This is a genomic window from Thermococcus marinus (assembly GCF_055389025.1).
Genome location: NZ_AP042417.1, coordinates 630,975 through 648,523 on the forward strand (window position 1 = coordinate 630,975; position 17,549 = coordinate 648,523).

15 protein-coding genes are annotated in these 17,549 nt (G+C 52.7%); 6 read left to right on the plus strand and 9 right to left on the minus strand.

The window, feature by feature from the left end; all coding sequences use genetic code 11:
• Window positions 1-7 precede the first annotated feature (7 nt).
• Complete coding sequence (herA, locus tag ACZ5ER_RS03350; protein ID WP_464935071.1) at window positions 8-1,783, minus strand: DNA double-strand break repair helicase HerA; 1,776 nt, start codon at window positions 1,781-1,783, stop codon at window positions 8-10.
• Between the two features lie 197 nt (window positions 1,784-1,980).
• Here herA and rimI point away from each other — a divergent pair, with 197 nt between their 5' ends.
• On the plus strand, window positions 1,981-2,481 hold the full coding sequence (gene rimI, locus ACZ5ER_RS03355) for a ribosomal protein S18-alanine N-acetyltransferase (RefSeq protein WP_464934807.1): 501 nt from the start codon (window positions 1,981-1,983) through the stop codon (window positions 2,479-2,481).
• Entirely contained in the window at window positions 2,481-2,987 is a 507-nt protein-coding gene (gene endA, locus ACZ5ER_RS03360; RefSeq protein WP_050002031.1) for a tRNA-intron lyase, read from the plus strand. Before rimI ends, endA begins: the two co-directional genes overlap by 1 nt.
• Window positions 2,988-3,014: 27 nt before the next feature.
• On the opposite strand, the gene ACZ5ER_RS03365 is transcribed toward endA, so the two are convergent.
• Together ACZ5ER_RS03365 and ACZ5ER_RS03370 are read right to left on the minus strand one after the other, a co-directional pair.
• Window positions 3,015-4,202 carry a glycine C-acetyltransferase gene (locus ACZ5ER_RS03365; protein ID WP_050002030.1) on the minus strand — a complete coding sequence of 396 codons (1,188 nt, stop codon included), beginning with the start codon at window positions 4,200-4,202 and terminating at the stop codon, window positions 3,015-3,017.
• Window positions 4,203-4,258: 56 nt separating this feature from the next.
• On the minus strand, window positions 4,259-4,714 hold the full coding sequence (locus tag ACZ5ER_RS03370; RefSeq protein ID WP_050002029.1) for a metal-dependent hydrolase: 456 nt from the start codon (window positions 4,712-4,714) through the stop codon (window positions 4,259-4,261).
• A gap of 48 nt (window positions 4,715-4,762) precedes the next feature.
• On the opposite strand from ACZ5ER_RS03370, the gene ACZ5ER_RS03375 reads away from it, so the two are divergent.
• Window positions 4,763-7,582, plus strand: a complete 2,820-nt coding sequence (locus ACZ5ER_RS03375) for an AAA family ATPase (protein WP_464935072.1) — start codon at window positions 4,763-4,765, stop codon at window positions 7,580-7,582.
• Window positions 7,583-7,587: 5 nt separating this feature from the next.
• Window positions 7,588-9,105, plus strand: coding sequence for a replication factor C large subunit (locus tag ACZ5ER_RS03380; protein ID WP_464935073.1), 1,518 nt, complete (start codon window positions 7,588-7,590; stop codon window positions 9,103-9,105).
• A gap of 117 nt (window positions 9,106-9,222) precedes the next feature.
• Here the strand turns inward: ACZ5ER_RS03380 and ACZ5ER_RS03385 are convergent, their stop codons facing one another.
• From ACZ5ER_RS03385 to moaA, 6 genes are all read right to left on the minus strand, one after another.
• Complete coding sequence (locus ACZ5ER_RS03385; RefSeq protein WP_464934808.1) at window positions 9,223-9,858, minus strand: hypothetical protein; 636 nt, start codon at window positions 9,856-9,858, stop codon at window positions 9,223-9,225.
• Complete coding sequence (locus ACZ5ER_RS03390; RefSeq protein ID WP_464934809.1) at window positions 9,858-11,114, minus strand: hypothetical protein; 1,257 nt, start codon at window positions 11,112-11,114, stop codon at window positions 9,858-9,860. Before ACZ5ER_RS03390 ends, ACZ5ER_RS03385 begins: the two co-directional genes overlap by 1 nt.
• A 191-nt stretch (window positions 11,115-11,305) precedes the next feature.
• Window positions 11,306-12,325 (minus strand): tRNA (guanine(37)-N1)/4-demethylwyosine(37)-methyltransferase Taw22, encoded by a 1,020-nt coding sequence (gene taw22, locus ACZ5ER_RS03395; RefSeq protein WP_050002024.1) that lies wholly within the window; start codon window positions 12,323-12,325, stop codon window positions 11,306-11,308.
• Complete coding sequence (locus ACZ5ER_RS03400; RefSeq protein WP_464934810.1) at window positions 12,222-13,205, minus strand: DUF835 domain-containing protein; 984 nt, start codon at window positions 13,203-13,205, stop codon at window positions 12,222-12,224. Before ACZ5ER_RS03400 ends, taw22 begins: the two co-directional genes overlap by 104 nt.
• 116 nt (window positions 13,206-13,321) lie before the next feature.
• Window positions 13,322-14,227 (minus strand): DUF835 domain-containing protein, encoded by a 906-nt coding sequence (locus ACZ5ER_RS03405; RefSeq protein WP_464934812.1) that lies wholly within the window; start codon window positions 14,225-14,227, stop codon window positions 13,322-13,324.
• 133 nt (window positions 14,228-14,360) lie between these two features.
• Complete coding sequence (gene moaA, locus ACZ5ER_RS03410) at window positions 14,361-15,287, minus strand: GTP 3',8-cyclase MoaA (protein ID WP_464934813.1); 927 nt, start codon at window positions 15,285-15,287, stop codon at window positions 14,361-14,363.
• 127 nt (window positions 15,288-15,414) lie between these two features.
• Between moaA and ACZ5ER_RS03415 the strand changes: the two genes are divergently transcribed.
• A complete protein-coding gene (locus ACZ5ER_RS03415; protein WP_050002019.1) occupies window positions 15,415-16,146 on the plus strand; it encodes a hypothetical protein in 732 nt (243 codons plus the stop codon).
• A complete protein-coding gene (locus tag ACZ5ER_RS03420) occupies window positions 16,118-17,533 on the plus strand; it encodes a ribonuclease FAU-1 family protein (protein ID WP_464935075.1) in 1,416 nt (471 codons plus the stop codon). Before ACZ5ER_RS03415 ends, ACZ5ER_RS03420 begins: the two co-directional genes overlap by 29 nt.
• Window positions 17,534-17,549: the final 16 nt, after the last annotated feature.

Sequence of the window (17,549 nt, forward strand, 5' to 3'; positions counted from 1 at the left end):
TAGCACCTCACAGGTCTATCTCAATACCTTCCTCTTCGTAGAGGGCTTCTTTCTCGCGCTCCGCTCTCTCCCGCTCAAGCCTCTCGCGCCAGCGCTTCACGACTCCTATGTCCTCTCCTCCGTAGTCTCCGCCGATGGCCTTGAAGTTGTGTATCTTGACGAGGGCCGGGAGGCTTATCGCCTGGCCGACGATGACGGCCTCACCCTTCCCGAGTGACGCTATGTCCCCGAGGAGCTCCTTGCTGAGCTGTTCGCTGGCCTTCAGCACGTAGTCCTGGTCTTTGGGGTTGACTATCCTCAGGATTATCTTGGTGTTGGTCTGGCTGAGAACGTCCTCGTTTAGCTTGTTTGGCCTCTGTGAGACAATTCCAAGGCCGACGCCGAACTTCCTGCCCTCCCTCGCTATCCTGCTGAGTATTCTCACTGCGTCGTTCTTCTCGCCCTGCGGCGCGAAGATATGGGCCTCTTCGACTATCACGAGCACGGGTTCAGCCAGGGCAGGGTTTATAGTCTCAATACGTTTTAGCGTTTGTTCAAGTTCTTTAATTTTCTCGGTTCTAAGCGAGTTAGGGTTGAGCATTGCTTCTTCTTTTTCCCTCTCGAGGGTTTTTCTTGCCTTTTCATATTCAACCCTCAATTCGAATAACCTAGCTAGGAGTCTTGCAGTGATAACTTTCATTTGTCCCTCGTCTAGAGGGCCTAGATCTATGACGTTGACCATCCCTGGTTTTATCATTCCAATTAAGTCCTCTGAAGTTAGCAAGGATCCATAATTTCGTATGAATCTAGATAGCCTCATGATAACTCCTACAATGGAATTCTTTTTGTTTGTGTCTAGCTTTTCTAGCTCATATTTTCGTTCAGTAATTGGGTCCCAGTATTTGGGGGGATTATTCCAATCTTCCCATTCTACCCAAGTTATCAATTTATCTCGTAGCTTAACTATAAGATCTTTTCCACCTAGAGTCGGATTTTCATGTTTTACAGTGTCCCATGCTCTTTCTAAAATCGTCCGTTGAATAGAAGCATCTTTTCTTACATCTATAATTTCCGCAAGCTCTTCGCTATCAAGGTGTTCGGGTGAAATTTTAGCTTCTATAACGTTTACATGCTTTCTTCCTGTCTTCGGTAGCATGAGCTTGACGTAGTCCCCGTGCGGGTCGAGGACTATCACAGTCCCGCCGAGGTCTTCTACCATTCCACTTATCAGGACTGCCACGGTGTTGCTCTTTCCCGCACCCGTAACTGCAAGGACTGCGAAGTGCCTTGAGACGAGCTCGTCTGCGTTGAGGTATATCGGGACGTCCTCCCTCAGGAGGAGGTTGCCAACCTCAATGAAGCCGTCACCGCCGTAGTAGATTGCCCTCAGGAGCTCCGAGCTTGCCCTGTAAACCCTGTTCCCGTTGGGAACCGGAACACGGTTTGGGACTATCTCGGCCCGTTCGCCTCTGAGTTCTATCCTTCCCAGCACGTGAACCGTGACTATCAGCGCCTCGTTCTCGCCTATGCTCTCCCCGTACTCCCTCAGGTCGAGTTCGAGGCTCGCAAAAGTGCTCTTCCCCTCACTGAGGAGCCAGTTGATGTTTTTAATCCCCCTGATTGTCCCTATTACCCACTCAACGTCATCGTTCCAGCGGCAGTTCCTGTCCTTCGCCTCCTTGCAGAGCCTCGCAACCACGAAGTCGCCGAACTTCAGCTCGCTGTCCGGGTGAGCGTAGAACTGGAACGAGTTGACCGTGGCTTCTCCGGTGACTATACCAACAGGTTCCTCGTGAATCCTCAACTTCACCACCGGCACAAGTTCGAGGCTCGGCTAATTAAACTTTTCCACACCGTGAAAAAGGAACTAAAGGGAGTTGTAATCAGCCAGGAATCCGGTCATCATCCCTGGGTCAGGTTCGAGAGTGCTCATCACGCCGGGGTGGCCACCCCATAGGGAGTCCCCTCAAGCCTTAAAAGCCTTGGGGGAGAGTTATTAACATGAGCGTCTCAGAGAGGGAAGTGAAGGCCAGAATACCGCTGGCACTCGTCACGATACGGCCTGCGAAGCTCTTTGACATAAGCGAAGTTATGAGGATTGAGAGGGAATCCTTCCGCGAGGCCTACCCAAGGGGAATCTTCCTCGTCTTCCTTGAGAACAACCCGGATACTTTTCTCGTTGCAGAATACAACGGCAGGGTAATCGGCTACGTCATGGCCTACCTCAGGCCCGACCTTGAGGGCCACATAATGAGCATAGCCGTTGAGGAGCGCTACCGCGGGAACGGTATTGGCTCTGCTCTACTTGCAGAGGCCATAAACAGGCTCATCGCGAGGGGGGCAAGGTACATAGGCCTCGAAGTCAGGGTCAGCAACGAAAAGGCCATAAAGCTCTACGAGCGCTTTGGCTTCCGGAAGGTGAAGAGGATTATCGGCTACTACTCAGACGGCGAGGACGCCTACTACATGCTCCTGCCTGCTGAGGAATGGAGGGGAAGCTGATGATAGTCTTTTACCTGAGCGGAGACAGGGTCTTCTCGACCGACCAGAACGCGATAAACGGCCTCTACAACAAGCGCCACTTCGGAAAGCTGGTGGAGGGCAAGCTGTTCCTCTCCCTGCTGGAAGCTACCTACCTCGTTGAAAGGGGCAAGATAGAGGTCAGGGATGGAAAGAGGAAGCTCACCGTTGAGGAGCTCATGAACCTCGGAAGGGAGAGGGACGAGCTGTTTGATGCAAAATACCTCGTCTACAAGGATTTGCGCGACAGGGGCTACACCGTCAAGTCCGGCCTCAAGTTCGGCTCCCACTTCCGCGTTTACAGGCGCGGAATGGACGAGCACTCCCAGTGGCTCGTGTGGGTTCTCCCAGAGAACTCCCGCCTGAGTCCAAACGACATCACAGCCCGCGTCCGCGTCGCCCACGGCGTCAGGAAGAACATGATTATGGCGATAGTTGATGAGGATGCGGATGTTACTTATTATAAGGTTGAGTGGGTGAGGTTTTAAGAGAATAGAAGAAAAGATGGAAAGGGTTCACTTCAAAAAGCCCGTCTTCTTCCCCAAATCCTCGAACGCGTCTATGACGTACTGGAGGTCCTCCTTGCTGTGGGCCGCTGAAGGTTCGAGTCTTATCCTCGCGGTTCCAAGCGGGACAGTTGGATAGACGATGGCCTGCGCGAAGATGTTGTACTCGTCGTAAAGCCTCCTTGAGAACTCCTGGGCGAGCTTCTCGTCGTAGAGCATAACAGGCGTAATCGGGTGCTTGGTGTTTCCGAGGTCGTAGCCGAGGTCTCTCAGCCCGTTCTGGAGGAAGTGGGTGTTGTCCCAGAGCTTCCTGACGAGCTCGTCGCTCCTCTGGAGTATCTCAACGGCAGCTATGGCCGCGGCGACGTCGGGCGGGTTCGGGGCGCTTGAGAACAGGAACGGCCTCGCCCTCTGGCGGAGGTACTCGATGGCCTCCTCTGGACCGGCCACGTAACCGCCGATGACACCGAAGGCCTTGCTCAGCGTTCCCATCTCGAAGTCAACCCTGTCGTGGAGCTTGAAGTGGTCGACTATACCCCTACCGCTGTCACCGAGGACACCCTCACCGTGGGCGTCGTCTATGTAGAGTATGGCATCGTACTGCTCGGCCAGCTCGGCCATTTCGGGAAGCGGGGCGAGGTCACCGTCCATTGAGAAAACACCGTCGCTGACGATGATTTTCTTCTTCTTGTCCTTGTTCTCCTCAAGCCTCTTCTTGAGGTCTTCCATGTCGATGTGCTTGTAGATGACCTTCGGCGCACCGCTGAGGCGCATCCCGTCTATGATGCTCGCGTGGTTGAGCTCCTCACTGATGAAGACTCCGTCTTCTCCTTTCTTGAGGAGGGCGCTTATGGCTCCGAGGTTCGCGTTGTAACCGCTCTGGAAGAGGATAGCGGCTTCCCTCTTCTTGAACTTGGCGAGCTTCTCCTCAAGCTCCACGTGGAGCTCCATCGTTCCGGCTATGGTCCTAACGGCTCCGGCACCAACACCGTAGTCAAGAATAGCTCTAATTGCCGCGTACCTAATCTCCGGGTGCGCGGCAAGGCCGAGGTAGTTGTTGGAGCACATATTGAGAACCTTCTTGCCGTCAACGACGACCCACGGGCCCTGGGCGCTCTCGAGCTTCCTTATGGTCACGTAGAGGCCCTTATCCTTAAGCTCCTGGAGCTCTTCCCTAATCCAGTCAAGCTTCCCCATGAAAACCACCGGTCGTTTTTTGGTCATTGAGGTATAAAAGTTTTGCACTGAACCGGTTAGTTCAGTCTAATTATTGCCGTGAGGATTGTTAAAAGGGCGAGCGCAACGCTCCCGCCGATTTCAAGTCTGTAGTCGCGCTTTCTGTCCGGATACCTTTCGATTAGTCTGAGTTCAATCCTAAAATTTGTCGGCCCTGTGACGATGATTGACAACCCCCAGCCCCTTCTCGACAGTGGGTAAGCAGGGGGCACGACACCGGTGAAGAAGTCGAGGAAGAGATGGCTTCCCCAGCCGAGGGCGAAGAGGAGAAACGGCTTGAAGTGCAGGCCGAGGAGAAGGGCCGGGAGAAAGGGCAGGAGGGAGTGGAGGTATGAGCGGTGCTCCTCAGCTAAAGCATCGAGGTCGGGGAAGACCGCGCCGAGGACGAGTGCTGTTAGTCCCGTCAGCGTCGGCTCGTTTGAGAGTGCGAGGTAAACGAGGCTCGGAATCGAGGCGTGCTCAAGCGGGTCCATGGCAAAGCCCTTAAACTCTTGGCTCTCATAAAGGTTTAGGTGGAATACATGACCGAGGAGATTAGAGAGGTTAAGGTTCTTGAGAAGCCTTGGGTTGAAAAGTACCGCCCTCAGAGGCTCGATGACATCGTCGGTCAGGAGCACATAGTCAAGAGGCTCAAACACTACGCTAAGACCGGTTCGATGCCCCACCTGCTCTTCGCTGGACCGCCGGGCACGGGAAAGACCAGTGCGGCTCTGGCCCTTGCGAGGGAGTTATTTGGCGAAAACTGGCGTCATAACTTCTTAGAGCTGAACGCGTCGGATGAGCGCGGGATAAATGTCATCCGCGAGAAGGTCAAGGAGTTCGCAAGGACGAAGCCGATAGGCGGGGCGAGCTTCAAGATAATCTTCCTTGACGAGGCAGACGCTCTAACGCAGGACGCCCAGCAGGCCTTGAGGAGAACGATGGAGATGTTTTCCAACAACGTCCGCTTTATCCTGAGCTGCGTCACTGGAGACACGAAAATCTACACGCCCGACGAAAGGGAAGTTAAGATACGGGACTTCCTCAGGCACTTCGAGAATGGCCTGCTCAGGGAGGTGAGCAACAGGGCTGGAAGGGATACGGTCATAGCAGCAGTGGCTTTCAACTCAAGGATAGTCGGTCACCCCGTCTTCAGGTTGACCCTTGAAAGTGGTAGGATAATCGAAGCTACTGGCGACCACATGTTCCTAACGCCTGAGGGCTGGGTTCAGACCTACGACCTAAGGGAAGGCTCGGAAGTCCTCGTCAGGCCGACGCTTGAGGGCACCCCATACGAACCAGACCCGAGACCGATAATAGACCTCCACGAGTTCTACCGCTTCCTTGAGAAAATCGAACGCGAGCACGGGCTGAAGCCTCTCGGCGAGGCAAAGACGTTCCGCGAGCTCCTGACGAGGGATAAGGAGAAAATCCTCGCAAGGGTTCTTGAGCTCAAGGCCGAGATGGAGAACGGGCTGACGGTTAGGGAGGCTGAAATCCTCACCCAGATTCCAGAGGACTGGGTTTCACGGGCGGAGCTTCAGAAGAAGACCGGCCTCTCAAGGGTGAGGCTCAACCAGCTCCTCCAGAGCCTTGAGGAAAAGGGCTACGTCGAAAGGAGGATTGAAGGCAAAAGGCAGTTCGTCAGGAAGGTTCGCAACGGCAAACCTCTAAGAAACGCGATGGACGTGAAGAAGGCCATTGAGGGGGAGTTCGGAATAAGGATAAGCTACTCCACCGTTAGAAAGCTCCTCAACGGTGAGATAAGTGGAATCGCCTACGACATCCTGCGGGAGGTCAGGGAGAAGTGGCTCGTCCGCTACGACGACGAGAAAGCGGGAATCCTTGCGAGGGTCCTTGGATTCCTCCTCGGCGACGGCCACCTTGCCAAGGGAGGTGTCAGGGTTTGGTTCAACTCGAGCAGGGAGGAACTTGAGCTCCTCGCCGAGGACCTCAGAAGGCTCGGCTTAAAGCCCTCTGAGATAATAGAACGTGAGACCAGCTCAGAAATACGCGGAAGAAAGGTCGAGGGCAGAATCCACATGCTCTACGTGGACAGCTCAGCGTTCCACGCGCTCATGCGGTTCTGGGACGTCGAGGTTGGAAACAAAACCTCCAAGGGCTACGCCGTTCCAGAGTGGATAAAGAGGGGCAACCTCTTCGTCAAGAGGGAGTTCCTCAGGGGCCTCTTTGGAGCCGACGGAACGAAGCCGAGCGGAAACCGCTACAACTTCAACGGGATAAAGCTTGAGATGCGCGCGACGAGGGAGAGCCTTGAGAAGACCACTGAGTTCTTCAACGACTTGGCCGAGCTCCTCAGGGAATTCGAGGTTGATTCGAAGATCGTGGTTTCCCCCTCGAAGGACGGAAAGTTCATCGTTCGCCTTCTCGTTACGCCCAACGACGCCAACTACCTCCTCTTCCTCACGAGGGTTGGCTACGCCTACGCCAAGGATTCCCATGCGAGGCTCGTTGGAGAGTACCTCAGGATTAAGCTGGCGTACAAAGAACTCGTCCTCCCGCAGGTTGCAGAAAAAGCCGTGGAGCTCGCCACAGCTACAAATCCAGCTCATGCCGCCAAAGTCCTCGGCGTCAAGCGGGATTTTGTTGTGAACAGACTCAAGGGCGTCCCAATTGGCCTAACAAGGGACTTCATGACCTTTGAGGAGTTCCTCCGCGAGAGAACCCTCGACGGCTACGTCGTTGAGCGGATTATCAAGAAGGAGGAGCTCGGCTACCTCGACGTCTACGACGTTACCTGCGCCAGAGACCACAGCTTCATATCCAACGGCGTCGTCAGCCACAACTGCAACTACTCCTCCAAGATTATCGAGCCGATACAGTCGAGGTGTGCAATTTTCCGCTTCAGGCCCCTCAACGACGAGGACATAGCGAAGCGTATAAGGTACATCGCCGAGCAGGAGGGGCTTGAGCTCACCGAAGAAGGCCTTCAGGCGATTCTCTACGTTGCCGAAGGCGACCTGAGGAGGGCCATCAACGTCCTCCAGGCGGCGGCCGCTCTGGACAAGAAGATAACCGACGAGAACGTCTTCCTCGTTGCCAGCAGAGCCCGCCCGGAGGACGTTCGCGAGATGATGACCTTAGCGTTGGAGGGTAACTTCCTGAAAGCGAGGGACAAGTTGAGGGACATACTCCTCAAGCAGGGCCTCAGCGGTGAGGACGTGCTGATTCAGATGCACAAGGAAGTGTTTAACCTGCCGATTCCGGAGGACAAGAAGGTAGCTCTGGCAGACAAGATAGGCGAGTACAACTTCCGCCTGGTTGAAGGCGCCAACGAGATGATACAGCTCGAAGCTTTACTCGCTCAGTTCACGATTATGGGTGACAAGAAGGGCAAGTGATTGCCATGACCGAGGTTCCCTGGGTTGAGAAATACCGCCCGAGGAAGCTGAGCGAGATAGTGAACCAGGAGAAGGCAATAGAGCAGGTGAGGGCCTGGGTCGAGGCCTGGCTTCACGGCAACCCCCCGAAGAAGAAGGCGCTAATCCTCGCTGGACCTCCAGGCGTCGGCAAGACGACCACCGTCTATGCCCTGGCCAACGAGTACGGCTTCGAGGTCATCGAGCTGAACGCGAGCGATGAGAGAACCTACGAAAAGATAGAGCGCTACGTTCAGGCCGCTTATACGATGGACATCCTCGGAAAGCGCAGGAAGCTAATCTTTCTCGACGAGGCGGACAACATAGAGCCGAGCGGTGCTCGCGAGATAGCGAAGCTCATAGACCGAGCCAGGAATCCTATCATAATGAGCGCCAATCACTACTGGGAGGTTCCCAAGGAGATTAGGAACAAGGCCCAGATAGTCGAGTACAAGAGGTTAACGCAGAGGGACATCATAAAGGCCCTCGTGAGGATTCTCAAGCGCGAGGGTAAGACGGTTCCGAAGGAAATACTCTACGAGATAGCCAAGCGCGCGAACGGCGATTTAAGGGCGGCGATAAACGACCTCCAGACGGTGGTTACGGGTGGTGTCGAGGACGCAAAGGAAGTTTTGGCCTACCGTGACGTCGAGAAGAGCGTCTTCCAGGCTCTGGCTCAGGTCTTCGCGACCGACAACGCGAAGAGGGCAAAGATGGCGACGCTCGGCGTTGACATGTTTCCCGACGAGCTCCTCCTCTGGATTGACGAGAACGTGCCTTACGTCTACTACAAGCCAGAGGACATAGCAAGGGCCTACGAGGCCCTGAGCAGGGCCGACATATACCTTGGCAGGGCGAAGAGGACCGGCAACTACTCGCTCTGGAAGTACGCCACCGACATGATGACGGCCGGAGTTGCCGTCGCCGGCGTCAAGAAGAAGGGCTTCGTGAGGATTTACCCGCCGAAGACGATTAAGCTCCTGGCGGAGAGCAAGGCTGAGAGGGGCCTCAGGGACTCGATAGTCAAGAAAATAATGAAAGAAATGCACATGGCCAAGCTTGAGGCCCTTGAGACGCTCCACTACCTCCGCGTCATATTCGAGAACAACCCAGACCTTGCGGCGCACTTCGTTGTTTACCTCGACCTTAACCTCAAGGAAGTTGAGTTCATAGCTGGGGACTCGGAGAAGGCCAAGACAATATGGGGCAAGGCCATGAACATCGAGAAGAAGCTCAGGGAGCGGGGCAGGCTGGAGACGAGCGTCCGCGAGGGCCTCAGGAAGGCTAGGGAGAAGGAAGAAGAGGAGATGGGGTCGGAAGGGGCCGAAGAAATCGGGGAGACGGAGGAAGTCCCTCAAGGAGAACCCGGGGAAGGGGAGGAACTCAGCGAGGAAGAGCTTGAGGAGGCCGAGAGGGAGATAGAGCCCGTGGGGAAGAAGGAGAAGAAGCCTGAAAAGAAGAAGGGCAAGCAGGCGACGCTGTTCGACTTCCTGGGGAAGAAGTGAGGCTCTGATTTTGTATTTTACCGATTTTTATCGTTTTTATGCTTCTTGCCCTAATAATGTGCGCCCTGCTATCTGTGTTTTGATTCCTTAAGGGCGTATCTGGAGTAATCGGTATCATCAACCTCCATCAATTTTATGGGCGAGAAGCTCACATTTCTCTTCAAGCCTCTCGTTTGCCTGAAGGAATGCTCTGCTAACGAGGGAGCCAGAAAAGATCCACCTGTTAGCGAAATGATGAACGTGCGTGGAGTTATTTTTAAGGGCATGGGAATTAGCATCGCCGGTTATCCATTGGTTGGCAAAATTGTGGATTAGTATAAGGCCTTCTCTAACGGCAGAGAGGTTCCCTTGGCCGGATAAGACAGCATCCCGCGCTTTATTTACAAAGTCAGCACACGACCCCGTTTCGGTCATGCTGACCACCGTTGTGTTATCAGGATATTCTTCGGGGAATACGAGTTCCGCTATTAGGTCCAATGAAAACCCAAGGTTCACAAAGTCGCTGTGGAGTTCACCCATCGTGAAGTTAAAGATGTCAAAGTTTCCCTGTGAAAGGGCGCTGAGAGCGGCCTCCGAGTGGGAGCGTGTATCATGGAGATACGTACCTGTGAGCAGTACGGCTGTGTGTATGTCGCCATTTTTCTGTGCTTCTCTGACGGTCTCTTTGTAATATGCATATGTCCAGACGTTGGTACCAACGAGAAAAATGAGAAGGAGGGAGATTGCTAGTGAACACCTGCTTGGCATGTTCATCACCTTCGAGCAGTTTTACTGTCTAGATGCTCAGCGGTTATTTTGAGTTTGTCTTTGATAGTCTCTATATAGTGGAATTTGCCCTGTTTGTAATAGAGTGGAACTGCAAAAAACGTGGTAATAGTTCCACTGCCTATGCCTGATGAATGGTCAACCTCGAATAAACCTTCCACATAGTCTTCGGGAGACCATAACGGTACATTCTCGAACTTTACATGAATTGCATTGGGAGGTTCATCTGTGTGCCTAAGATCTAGTTTGACATCTGGTTTTATGTTGAAAAAGGTGTCAACAACAGTTATTGGATTGAACCCCCCCACTAGGAGGTCCCATCCTACTGCTAATTTTGATAAAATATCTGAAGGTGAATGATATGAAAACTGTGTTGATATAATCCTGTCTTTGATGTTGTCATCGTTTGGAACTATAAACCCAATTTCAATAGGCTTTATATTCCCAATCGAGAGGGGAACTCCATTGTGATGTACATGTTTTTTGTTATAGTATACCCCTTTGTCCAAGACAGACACTGAAACACGGTATTTGCCATAATTATCTAGCGACGTTGGTCCATACATGTATAGTTTGAATGTTATGTAAAATGTAACGTTCCAATGTGCGGCTTTTGCGGTATATTGATATTCTATAACTTTAGAGACAGAAGTTGAGCGTGTCGCCATTGTACTATAATCTGTTGGAACTTTTACTATTTTTGTTGTTCCATTAATGATAGGTGTTACGGACATTATCCACAAATTGTCTGGAATATCTTCAGATGGGAACTGTGATAGATGCAGTCCCCTTATTAAGCTGCGGCTATATCCACTGAGGGCTATTAGGTTGCCCTTATGGTCTTTAGCAAAAATCTGTATCGTTCCGTTGTCATATACTATAATCTCAAGAAGATGAATGTTGTTGTGTTTTTGGCTACTACCTATGGGTAGCAATGCGTATCCATTGAACAGATGTGATTTTAGTATTCTAACCTTGTACCTGGTGGGCTCCATAGTTTGTTCGTACATAAAGATTGCTGTTAATTCATGAGTCCGCATGTTGAACCTAGCAACTGTTTGGGCAGGTGATGACTTTGTGTAGTTCCCCTTCCATGAATGGGGATAGTACCTCCCCTTCAGAACTAATACTATCCCGCTTAAGTGCTTCGAATCATTGTTGATTTCCACTGCCATCGCACTTCCTGCCGTTACTCCGACCATCAGCAGTCCCAACAGGACTGCGAGGAGTGGTTTCCACCGCATGAGGTCACCTCCATCATTAGGTTTTTGCAATATCAGTTGTACAGCTAACCTTTATAAGTTTTTCCTTTTACTATAAGTAAGTCTTTTTTCTTTTTTTTTCAAGTATAAATTTGTTCTAACCTGGGTTTCCCATTTAGAACCGGACAAAAGAAATCCGAATAAGGGAGTCGTATTGTGGTGCAACATCAAGTTTAAGGGCCTCGCATGAGTTCAACATTGGCACACACCTTAAACACATGCGGCTTGAAGTCGCTGACCTTCTTCACCATTACCGAGCACTCCCTTCCGAGCTTTTGGCATTCCTCAAGTATTCTCCGCCTGAAGGCTTTAATCTCGTTTTCATGGACGAAGTCGTAGTAGTGAAGCCAGCGCTCGGCCTTTGAGAGCGTTAAACTTAGGGCATCAACGCCCCTCGGCGTTGGGCTTATCACGCGGTCGTAGCTTGGGAGCTCCGGCAGGACTTTGAAGGCATCGCCGTAGATGAACTCTATCTCTCCCTTCAGCCTCCTCCTGTTGCGCTCTATGTTCTCCAGTCCGAGTTCGTAGGCTTCCCTGTTCAGCTCGACGGCAGTTATCTTGACCTTTCTATACTTTGCTATCACGAGGGCATACGGCAGAACTCCGGCGAAGGGAATTAAAATCCTCTCGCCGTCTTTCACCAGCTGGGCCAGCCGATAGCGTTCTCCCTTCATCCGCGGGTTGAAGAATGCCTTGCTCAAATCAACCTTAATCTCGACGCCGTTCTCCCTGTGGACTGTCTCAAGCCTTTTCTCGCCCCAGATTATCGAGTAGTCCCTTATCCTGAAGGCCCCCTCGTGGAAGCCCTTCTTTGCGACGACCTTCAGAAAAGGGTGAACCTTTCTCAGTCCCCAGACGATGTCGTCAACGCGGTGCTCCAGCTCGGGCGGTATCTGGATTACCGCTATGTCCCCAACCACGTCGTAGCGCCTGAGGTGCCTCAGCTCCTCCTCGCTCAGCCTCTCCGCAAGGACGCTCTCAAGGTTCTTGTAAATCTGTCTCTCCGGCCTGAGGGGGAGCTCAATTGGTAAAACCTCGTAGCCGAGGGAATAAATTCTCTCGTCCTCAACTACAGGCAGAAGGACGAAATCACTTTCTCTCCTCGGTCTCCTCTTCCCGTCGTAGAGACCCAGATTCTTCAGCTTTCTCTTCACCGGCTCCGCTTCCTTCTTCGGGACTTTCAGGGCTGGCATTGTTGCCCCTCCGTTTTTCGCTGGGAATAGCTCCAAACAGTGCAGGGCCCATCAGCTTTTCGAGGGCATCTTCTACGTCTATTTCCTCGAACTCTTTTTTTAGTATTGCCGTCTGTTCTGGGGACATCGTGTTTTCATCTACTAGAAGGATTATGTGGGCATTCTCCATTATTGCCATGTCCCGGATTGTGAACAAAAACTTTGCAACGGCTTTGAAGTCGGAGTAAAAGAGCATATACTCAACTCCCTCAATGTAGACCACACCTCCCGGCTTACCCTTTAGGAATGCCTCAACTTTTCCTGTGAGAACATGCAGGCTGCTCGGACTCACGGCTTTTCTGTGCTCAACCCTTGTAAGCCATATGTACTCGTCGGGTTCTATGCCCGCCCTTTCGACCCACTCATCGGGGTGCTCCCTTCCAATGACAAGGATGGGGCGGCCAGCATAGTTTGCTATTGCCCTAAGGAGTAATACAGCGTCTTTGCGGGACTTCACTACCCCCGCAGAGGGGAGGGGAAGTTTTACCTTTTTTACCCTCTGTCTTTCGAGTTTTTCCTCTGCTCCTCCTGTCCTGGGTTTTTTCTGGATTGTTCTCAGACGGGTGAGCATGCTCAGCGTTGCATACACCAGGAGAAGATACCCCGAAGTGATTGCAGTTGCCTCAATGACCCAGAACTCGGGGTCAATGGCGATAAGCATGATTATACTAACTCCTCCGACGATCCCAAACAGGGCGAATGAGACCATTAGGACTAGGGCAAGCCGTTTGGCCGGCTCGTCATGCAGTCTCCACTCTTGGTACGACCTAACCATACCATAGAGGCCTATGAGAATCAGCATTATCCCTGAAAGATACGGCGAGAGGTTGTTTAGCTCCACTGTTCCACCATTAAAACTTTGCATCTCTCCCCAAAAAACCTTTCTACTCTACGGCGGGTGCTTGTTCGCGTCTCCAAGACTGCAGTACGGCTCCAAAAGTACCCCTGCTGGGGCCATCATTCACTGTTTGACATGACATTTTCTTGTTCATCGACACTAGCACTTTCCCTCTGTTCCACCATTGTTACTAGGAGTTTTTGGGAGATTTCGTTAAGTAGTTCTTCCTCCTCCGCTTCCTTGAACTCTTTTAGAATAATGCTCTCTTGTGACTTATCCAGGATGCCATGGGGGATATAAGCGATAAGCACCGATTTATGGGAAATAACGTAGTCTTTGACCGAGAACAGGAACTTTGCAACTGGGGGAAAGTCGTTGTAGATTACCAGATATTCAACCCCCTCCATATACACCACTGCTTTTCCTCCGCTCCCGTTCAGAAACTGGAGTATCTTGCCCTGAATCACGTGGAGCTTTGTGGGGCTGATTGCAGTTTCTTCCTCCATATTGCTCAGCCATACGAACTCATCCGGCTCAAGCCGATATTTTTTGACCCACCTCTCCTTCTTTGTCCTGCTGATGACGAGCAGTCCGCTTGAAATCCTCGACAGGTACGCCAGCGTTTGGGGTGTTGCGGGCTTCCTCAAGGAGTATGCTCCGGATATTGGGAGAACCGGCGCCTTCTTGTGGGGCTTTATTGGCTTCGCCTGCTTTGAGAGCAGGGCCTTAAGGTAGAATCCAACTGAGGAGGCCAAAATAAAGTAGGAGATTGGATAAATGATGGCCATGATGAACCATAATTGGATTTCGGTTAGAGAGTCTATGACGACCCCAATTGAACCTACAGTAAAGAGCGATATCGAAATCAAGAATCTCCAAGCTAACTTTTTCCCGGGCTTTTCGAGGGCCTTGTAGTACTTGAGTGCTATCCAAATAAGGTGCAGTCCAATTGTCACAAGTGCAAATCCCGATAGGAGCCCTGGAATGTTTTGATACATAACCCCACCGCACCGCAGTATTTCCAAACTTGCTTGTGGTATCTACAAAATAGTTTAAATGTTTTTCCATTTCTATCAAACCCATGCGTTAAGACGAATTTTAAAAAATTTCGATGAATATCTATTGAAGGCCAATATGTCCAGGGCATCCAATGCCAAACTATTTCCAATAAGGCTCTCTCATCAGGACGGCCTGGTGGAGTATTTCCGCGATTTCTTCATCGCTTGCGCCGTTCCTCATCGCCGTTAGGAAGTCTATAAGGTCGTCCTTCCTCAGCAGACACGTCTTGAACTTGCCGTCGGAAGTGACCCTCAAGCGGGTGCAGTTGGCGCAGAAGACCGTGTTGTGCATCGCCCTAACGACCTCGACCTCGGCTATGCCGTAGTCGGTCGGGATGAAGTACTTCCTCCGCCTGTGCATCGTTCTCTCGCGGATTTCAACGGCTCTCTTTTCGAGCTCCTTCTCAACCGGCCTGAGCGGATAGAAGTACTTCTTAAAGAACTTGGTCTCGGTCATCTCCCTCGGCGCTTCGAGCTCTATCAGCTGGAGTATTGCTCCAGTCTTCGCGGCGAACTTGACCATGTCCCCTATCTCGCCGTCGTTGAGGCCCCTCATGACCGTCATGTTGAGCTTGACGGGGCTGAGATACTTCACGGCCTCCTCTATGCCCTCCAGAACGGTTTCAAGCATGTCAACGCCGGTAATCCTGCGGTAAACGTCCGGTTTGAGGCTGTGGAGTGAGACGTTCACCCTGTCGAGTCCCGCTTTTGCGAGTGGCTTTGCGAGCTCCTTAAGCCGGCTCCCGTTGGTCGTCATGCTCAGGTCAATCACGTAGGGCTTTATCCTCCGAACGATTTCGAGGATGTCCTCCCTAACGGTCGGCTCACCGCCTGTGAGCTTAACCTTCCTTATCCCAAAGCGGGAAGCTATCCTGACGAGCCTCTCGATTTCCTCGGGGGTCATTTCATTCGCGGCCAAAAACCTCTGGCCCTCGCGGTGGCAGAAGAAGCAGCGGAAGTTGCACTCCTGCGTGAGCGAAATCCTGAGGTTCGTTACTGGCCTTCCAAAGCGGTCGTAGAGGGTCATGGCAACACCGTACTCTGATACACTGTCCTTTTAAAAAAGGCTTTCGGGTAAGCGGTTTCGTTTAACTCCGCCAATCGAAAAGTAAAAGTAGGCCTACGGCCAACTCCTACATTAGGGGGTTTCGGGGATGGACGTTGACGAGCTCAGGTCACTTCTCGGGGAGCTTGAGAGGCTTCACTCCCGTTTTGAATCAAAGTTCTCCGAGCTCTACGGTGAGAAGGGCGCTGAGGAGCTCGAGGCTGTCCTCAGGTCACTGCACGAGCTCTCGGCCGAGAAGCTTGAGAGGGCCTCGTCGCTCTACCGTGAGCTGGCGAAGTTCGGCGGGAGGCTTGAGGAGCTCTCGAAGGAGCTTTACAAGAACGAGCACCAGATGAAGTTCCGCCTTGAGGAAGTCCTCTCGCTCCTCCGCGGTGACGACTTCAACTCGCGGGCGAGGTTGAAGGCTTCCTTCGACAGGCTGGTCCAGTTTCACAGGCTCTACGACTACGCGGTGAGGAAGGCGATAGGCGAGCTCTCGGCCGAGGTTGAGGGGTTGGCATTCCTGGGCGAAAACCACAAAAAGGTTCCCGTTGGCATACTGGAGGAAGTCCACAGAACGAGGTACCTTGAGGAGAGGCTCGACACGCTCGTTCGCTTCGTTTACAGGCTCTACGCTCATTCCTCAGACGTTCACCGCGTCGAGAGGGCCCTGCTCGAATGGCACTCCAAGGGCCTGCTCTGGGTTGAGGCGAGAAACGTGGAGAAGCTCAGCGGGGTGCGAGACACTGAGGAAATCCTTGAGGGACTGGCGCTCATTGGAGTGGTGGAGAAGAAGATGAGGGGTGGTGAAGGTGTCTACAGACACAGGGCTTACGGTTAGGATTCGGGGCATCTACTCAACGGCCCTAACGAAGCTCTTCCTCGACAGGGGCTTCGGCATAAGCCAGCCGAGCAACAAGATAGTCGAGCGCTTCGGCCTTGAGAAGACCTACGACGAGTTCGACGTTGACATCTACGATAAGAAGGACAGGCACGGCGTCGTTCTCGTTGGAAACGCCGTTGAGGAGGCCAAGGCCGTCCTGGAGGAGGAGCTGATTGATGTTTTCTTCAGGAGACTTCCCTACCAGCTTTACGGCATCTACAAGGGTCTCGTTGTTAAGGTTGATGAGCGGTACGTTTACGTTGACCTCGGGAGCGCGATAGGAACCCTCCCCAAGAACGAGCTCCCGAGGGCGAACGAAGGGGACGAGGTTCTCGTTCAGGTGAAGAAGCACAACCTCCTGCCACACCTCAGCACTACCCTAACTATTCCAGGCGACTACGCCGTTTTGATTCCCAAGCCGATAGGGGCCCAGAGGCACGTGAAGATTTCGAGGAAGATAAGGGACAACCAGGAGCGCGAGAGGCTCAGAATCCTCGGCCTGAGCATAGACCTCGGCGAGTGGGGAATCCTCTGGAGAACCGCCGCGGCCTACAAGGACTGGAACACCCTGAGGGACGAGATAGTCAGGCTTTCAAAGCTCGCCGACAGACTGGCCAAGGCTGACACCTACTTCGCGCCGTCGCTCATCATCGAGGGCAGGAACATCTACGAGGTCGAGTTCGGTGGCGGTGCCAAGAAGAAGCTCGACGAGATAAGGAACAAGGTCGTCCCGACCGTGGAGGGCCACCACCAGCTCAAGGCTAAAGACCCCGAACTCGGCTTCGCGGTTGAGATAGCGGAGGGAATCCTCGCCAAGGTTCCCGGCCAGAGGATGAAGGTGAACCGGGGCTTCTGGGAGGCTCTGATAGAGAACAAGGGGCCGAGGAGGGGCTGGCTCTTCAGCCTCGACCACGTCAAGCCCGACGGTCAGAGGATAAGGATTGGGCCGGGAGAAGTTCTGGAGGTCAGCCACAACCCGCTCAAGGTCACGATAAAGAGGCACCTCAAGCCCGGTAAGTTCTACGACGGCCTCGACCTGCCGATAGAGTTCGGCGACTACGCCATAACAGAGATTGAGGCCGGCAAGTGGTGGTTCGTGCACCGCTACTACGACAAGAACGGCAACCTGAAGGGCGAGTACTACAACATCAACACTCCCGTTGAGATTTACCCCGATGGAGCGCGCTACGTTGACCTTGAGGTTGACATCGTTAAATGGCCAGATGGAACGAAGGAGATAATCGACAAGGAGAAGTTAGCGGAACACTACGAGGAGGGTATAATAAGCGAGAAGCTCTACAGGGCCGTGCTGAGGATTACGCAGGAGGTCTACGAGAGGATTTGAAGGCGCTCTCTTCCCG

Excerpts from the sequence above, each read along its gene's own strand:
- ACZ5ER_RS03375 (WP_464935072.1), top strand. The coding sequence starts at position 4,763 with ATGACCGAGGAGATTAGAGAGGTTAAGGTTCTTGAGAAGCCTTGGGTT.
- moaA (WP_464934813.1), bottom strand. The coding sequence starts at position 15,287 with ATGACCCTCTACGACCGCTTTGGAAGGCCAGTAACGAACCTCAGGATT.
- ACZ5ER_RS03385 (WP_464934808.1), bottom strand. The coding sequence starts at position 9,858 with ATGAACATGCCAAGCAGGTGTTCACTAGCAATCTCCCTCCTTCTCATT.
- endA (WP_050002031.1), top strand. The coding sequence starts at position 2,481 with ATGATAGTCTTTTACCTGAGCGGAGACAGGGTCTTCTCGACCGACCAG.
- ACZ5ER_RS03370 (WP_050002029.1), bottom strand. The coding sequence starts at position 4,714 with ATGGACCCGCTTGAGCACGCCTCGATTCCGAGCCTCGTTTACCTCGCA.
- ACZ5ER_RS03390 (WP_464934809.1), bottom strand. The coding sequence starts at position 11,114 with ATGCGGTGGAAACCACTCCTCGCAGTCCTGTTGGGACTGCTGATGGTC.
- ACZ5ER_RS03365 (WP_050002030.1), bottom strand. The coding sequence starts at position 4,202 with ATGGGGAAGCTTGACTGGATTAGGGAAGAGCTCCAGGAGCTTAAGGAT.
- rimI (WP_464934807.1), top strand. The coding sequence starts at position 1,981 with ATGAGCGTCTCAGAGAGGGAAGTGAAGGCCAGAATACCGCTGGCACTC.
- ACZ5ER_RS03380 (WP_464935073.1), top strand. The coding sequence starts at position 7,588 with ATGACCGAGGTTCCCTGGGTTGAGAAATACCGCCCGAGGAAGCTGAGC.
- ACZ5ER_RS03415 (WP_050002019.1), top strand. The coding sequence starts at position 15,415 with ATGGACGTTGACGAGCTCAGGTCACTTCTCGGGGAGCTTGAGAGGCTT.
- taw22 (WP_050002024.1), bottom strand. The coding sequence starts at position 12,325 with ATGCCAGCCCTGAAAGTCCCGAAGAAGGAAGCGGAGCCGGTGAAGAGA.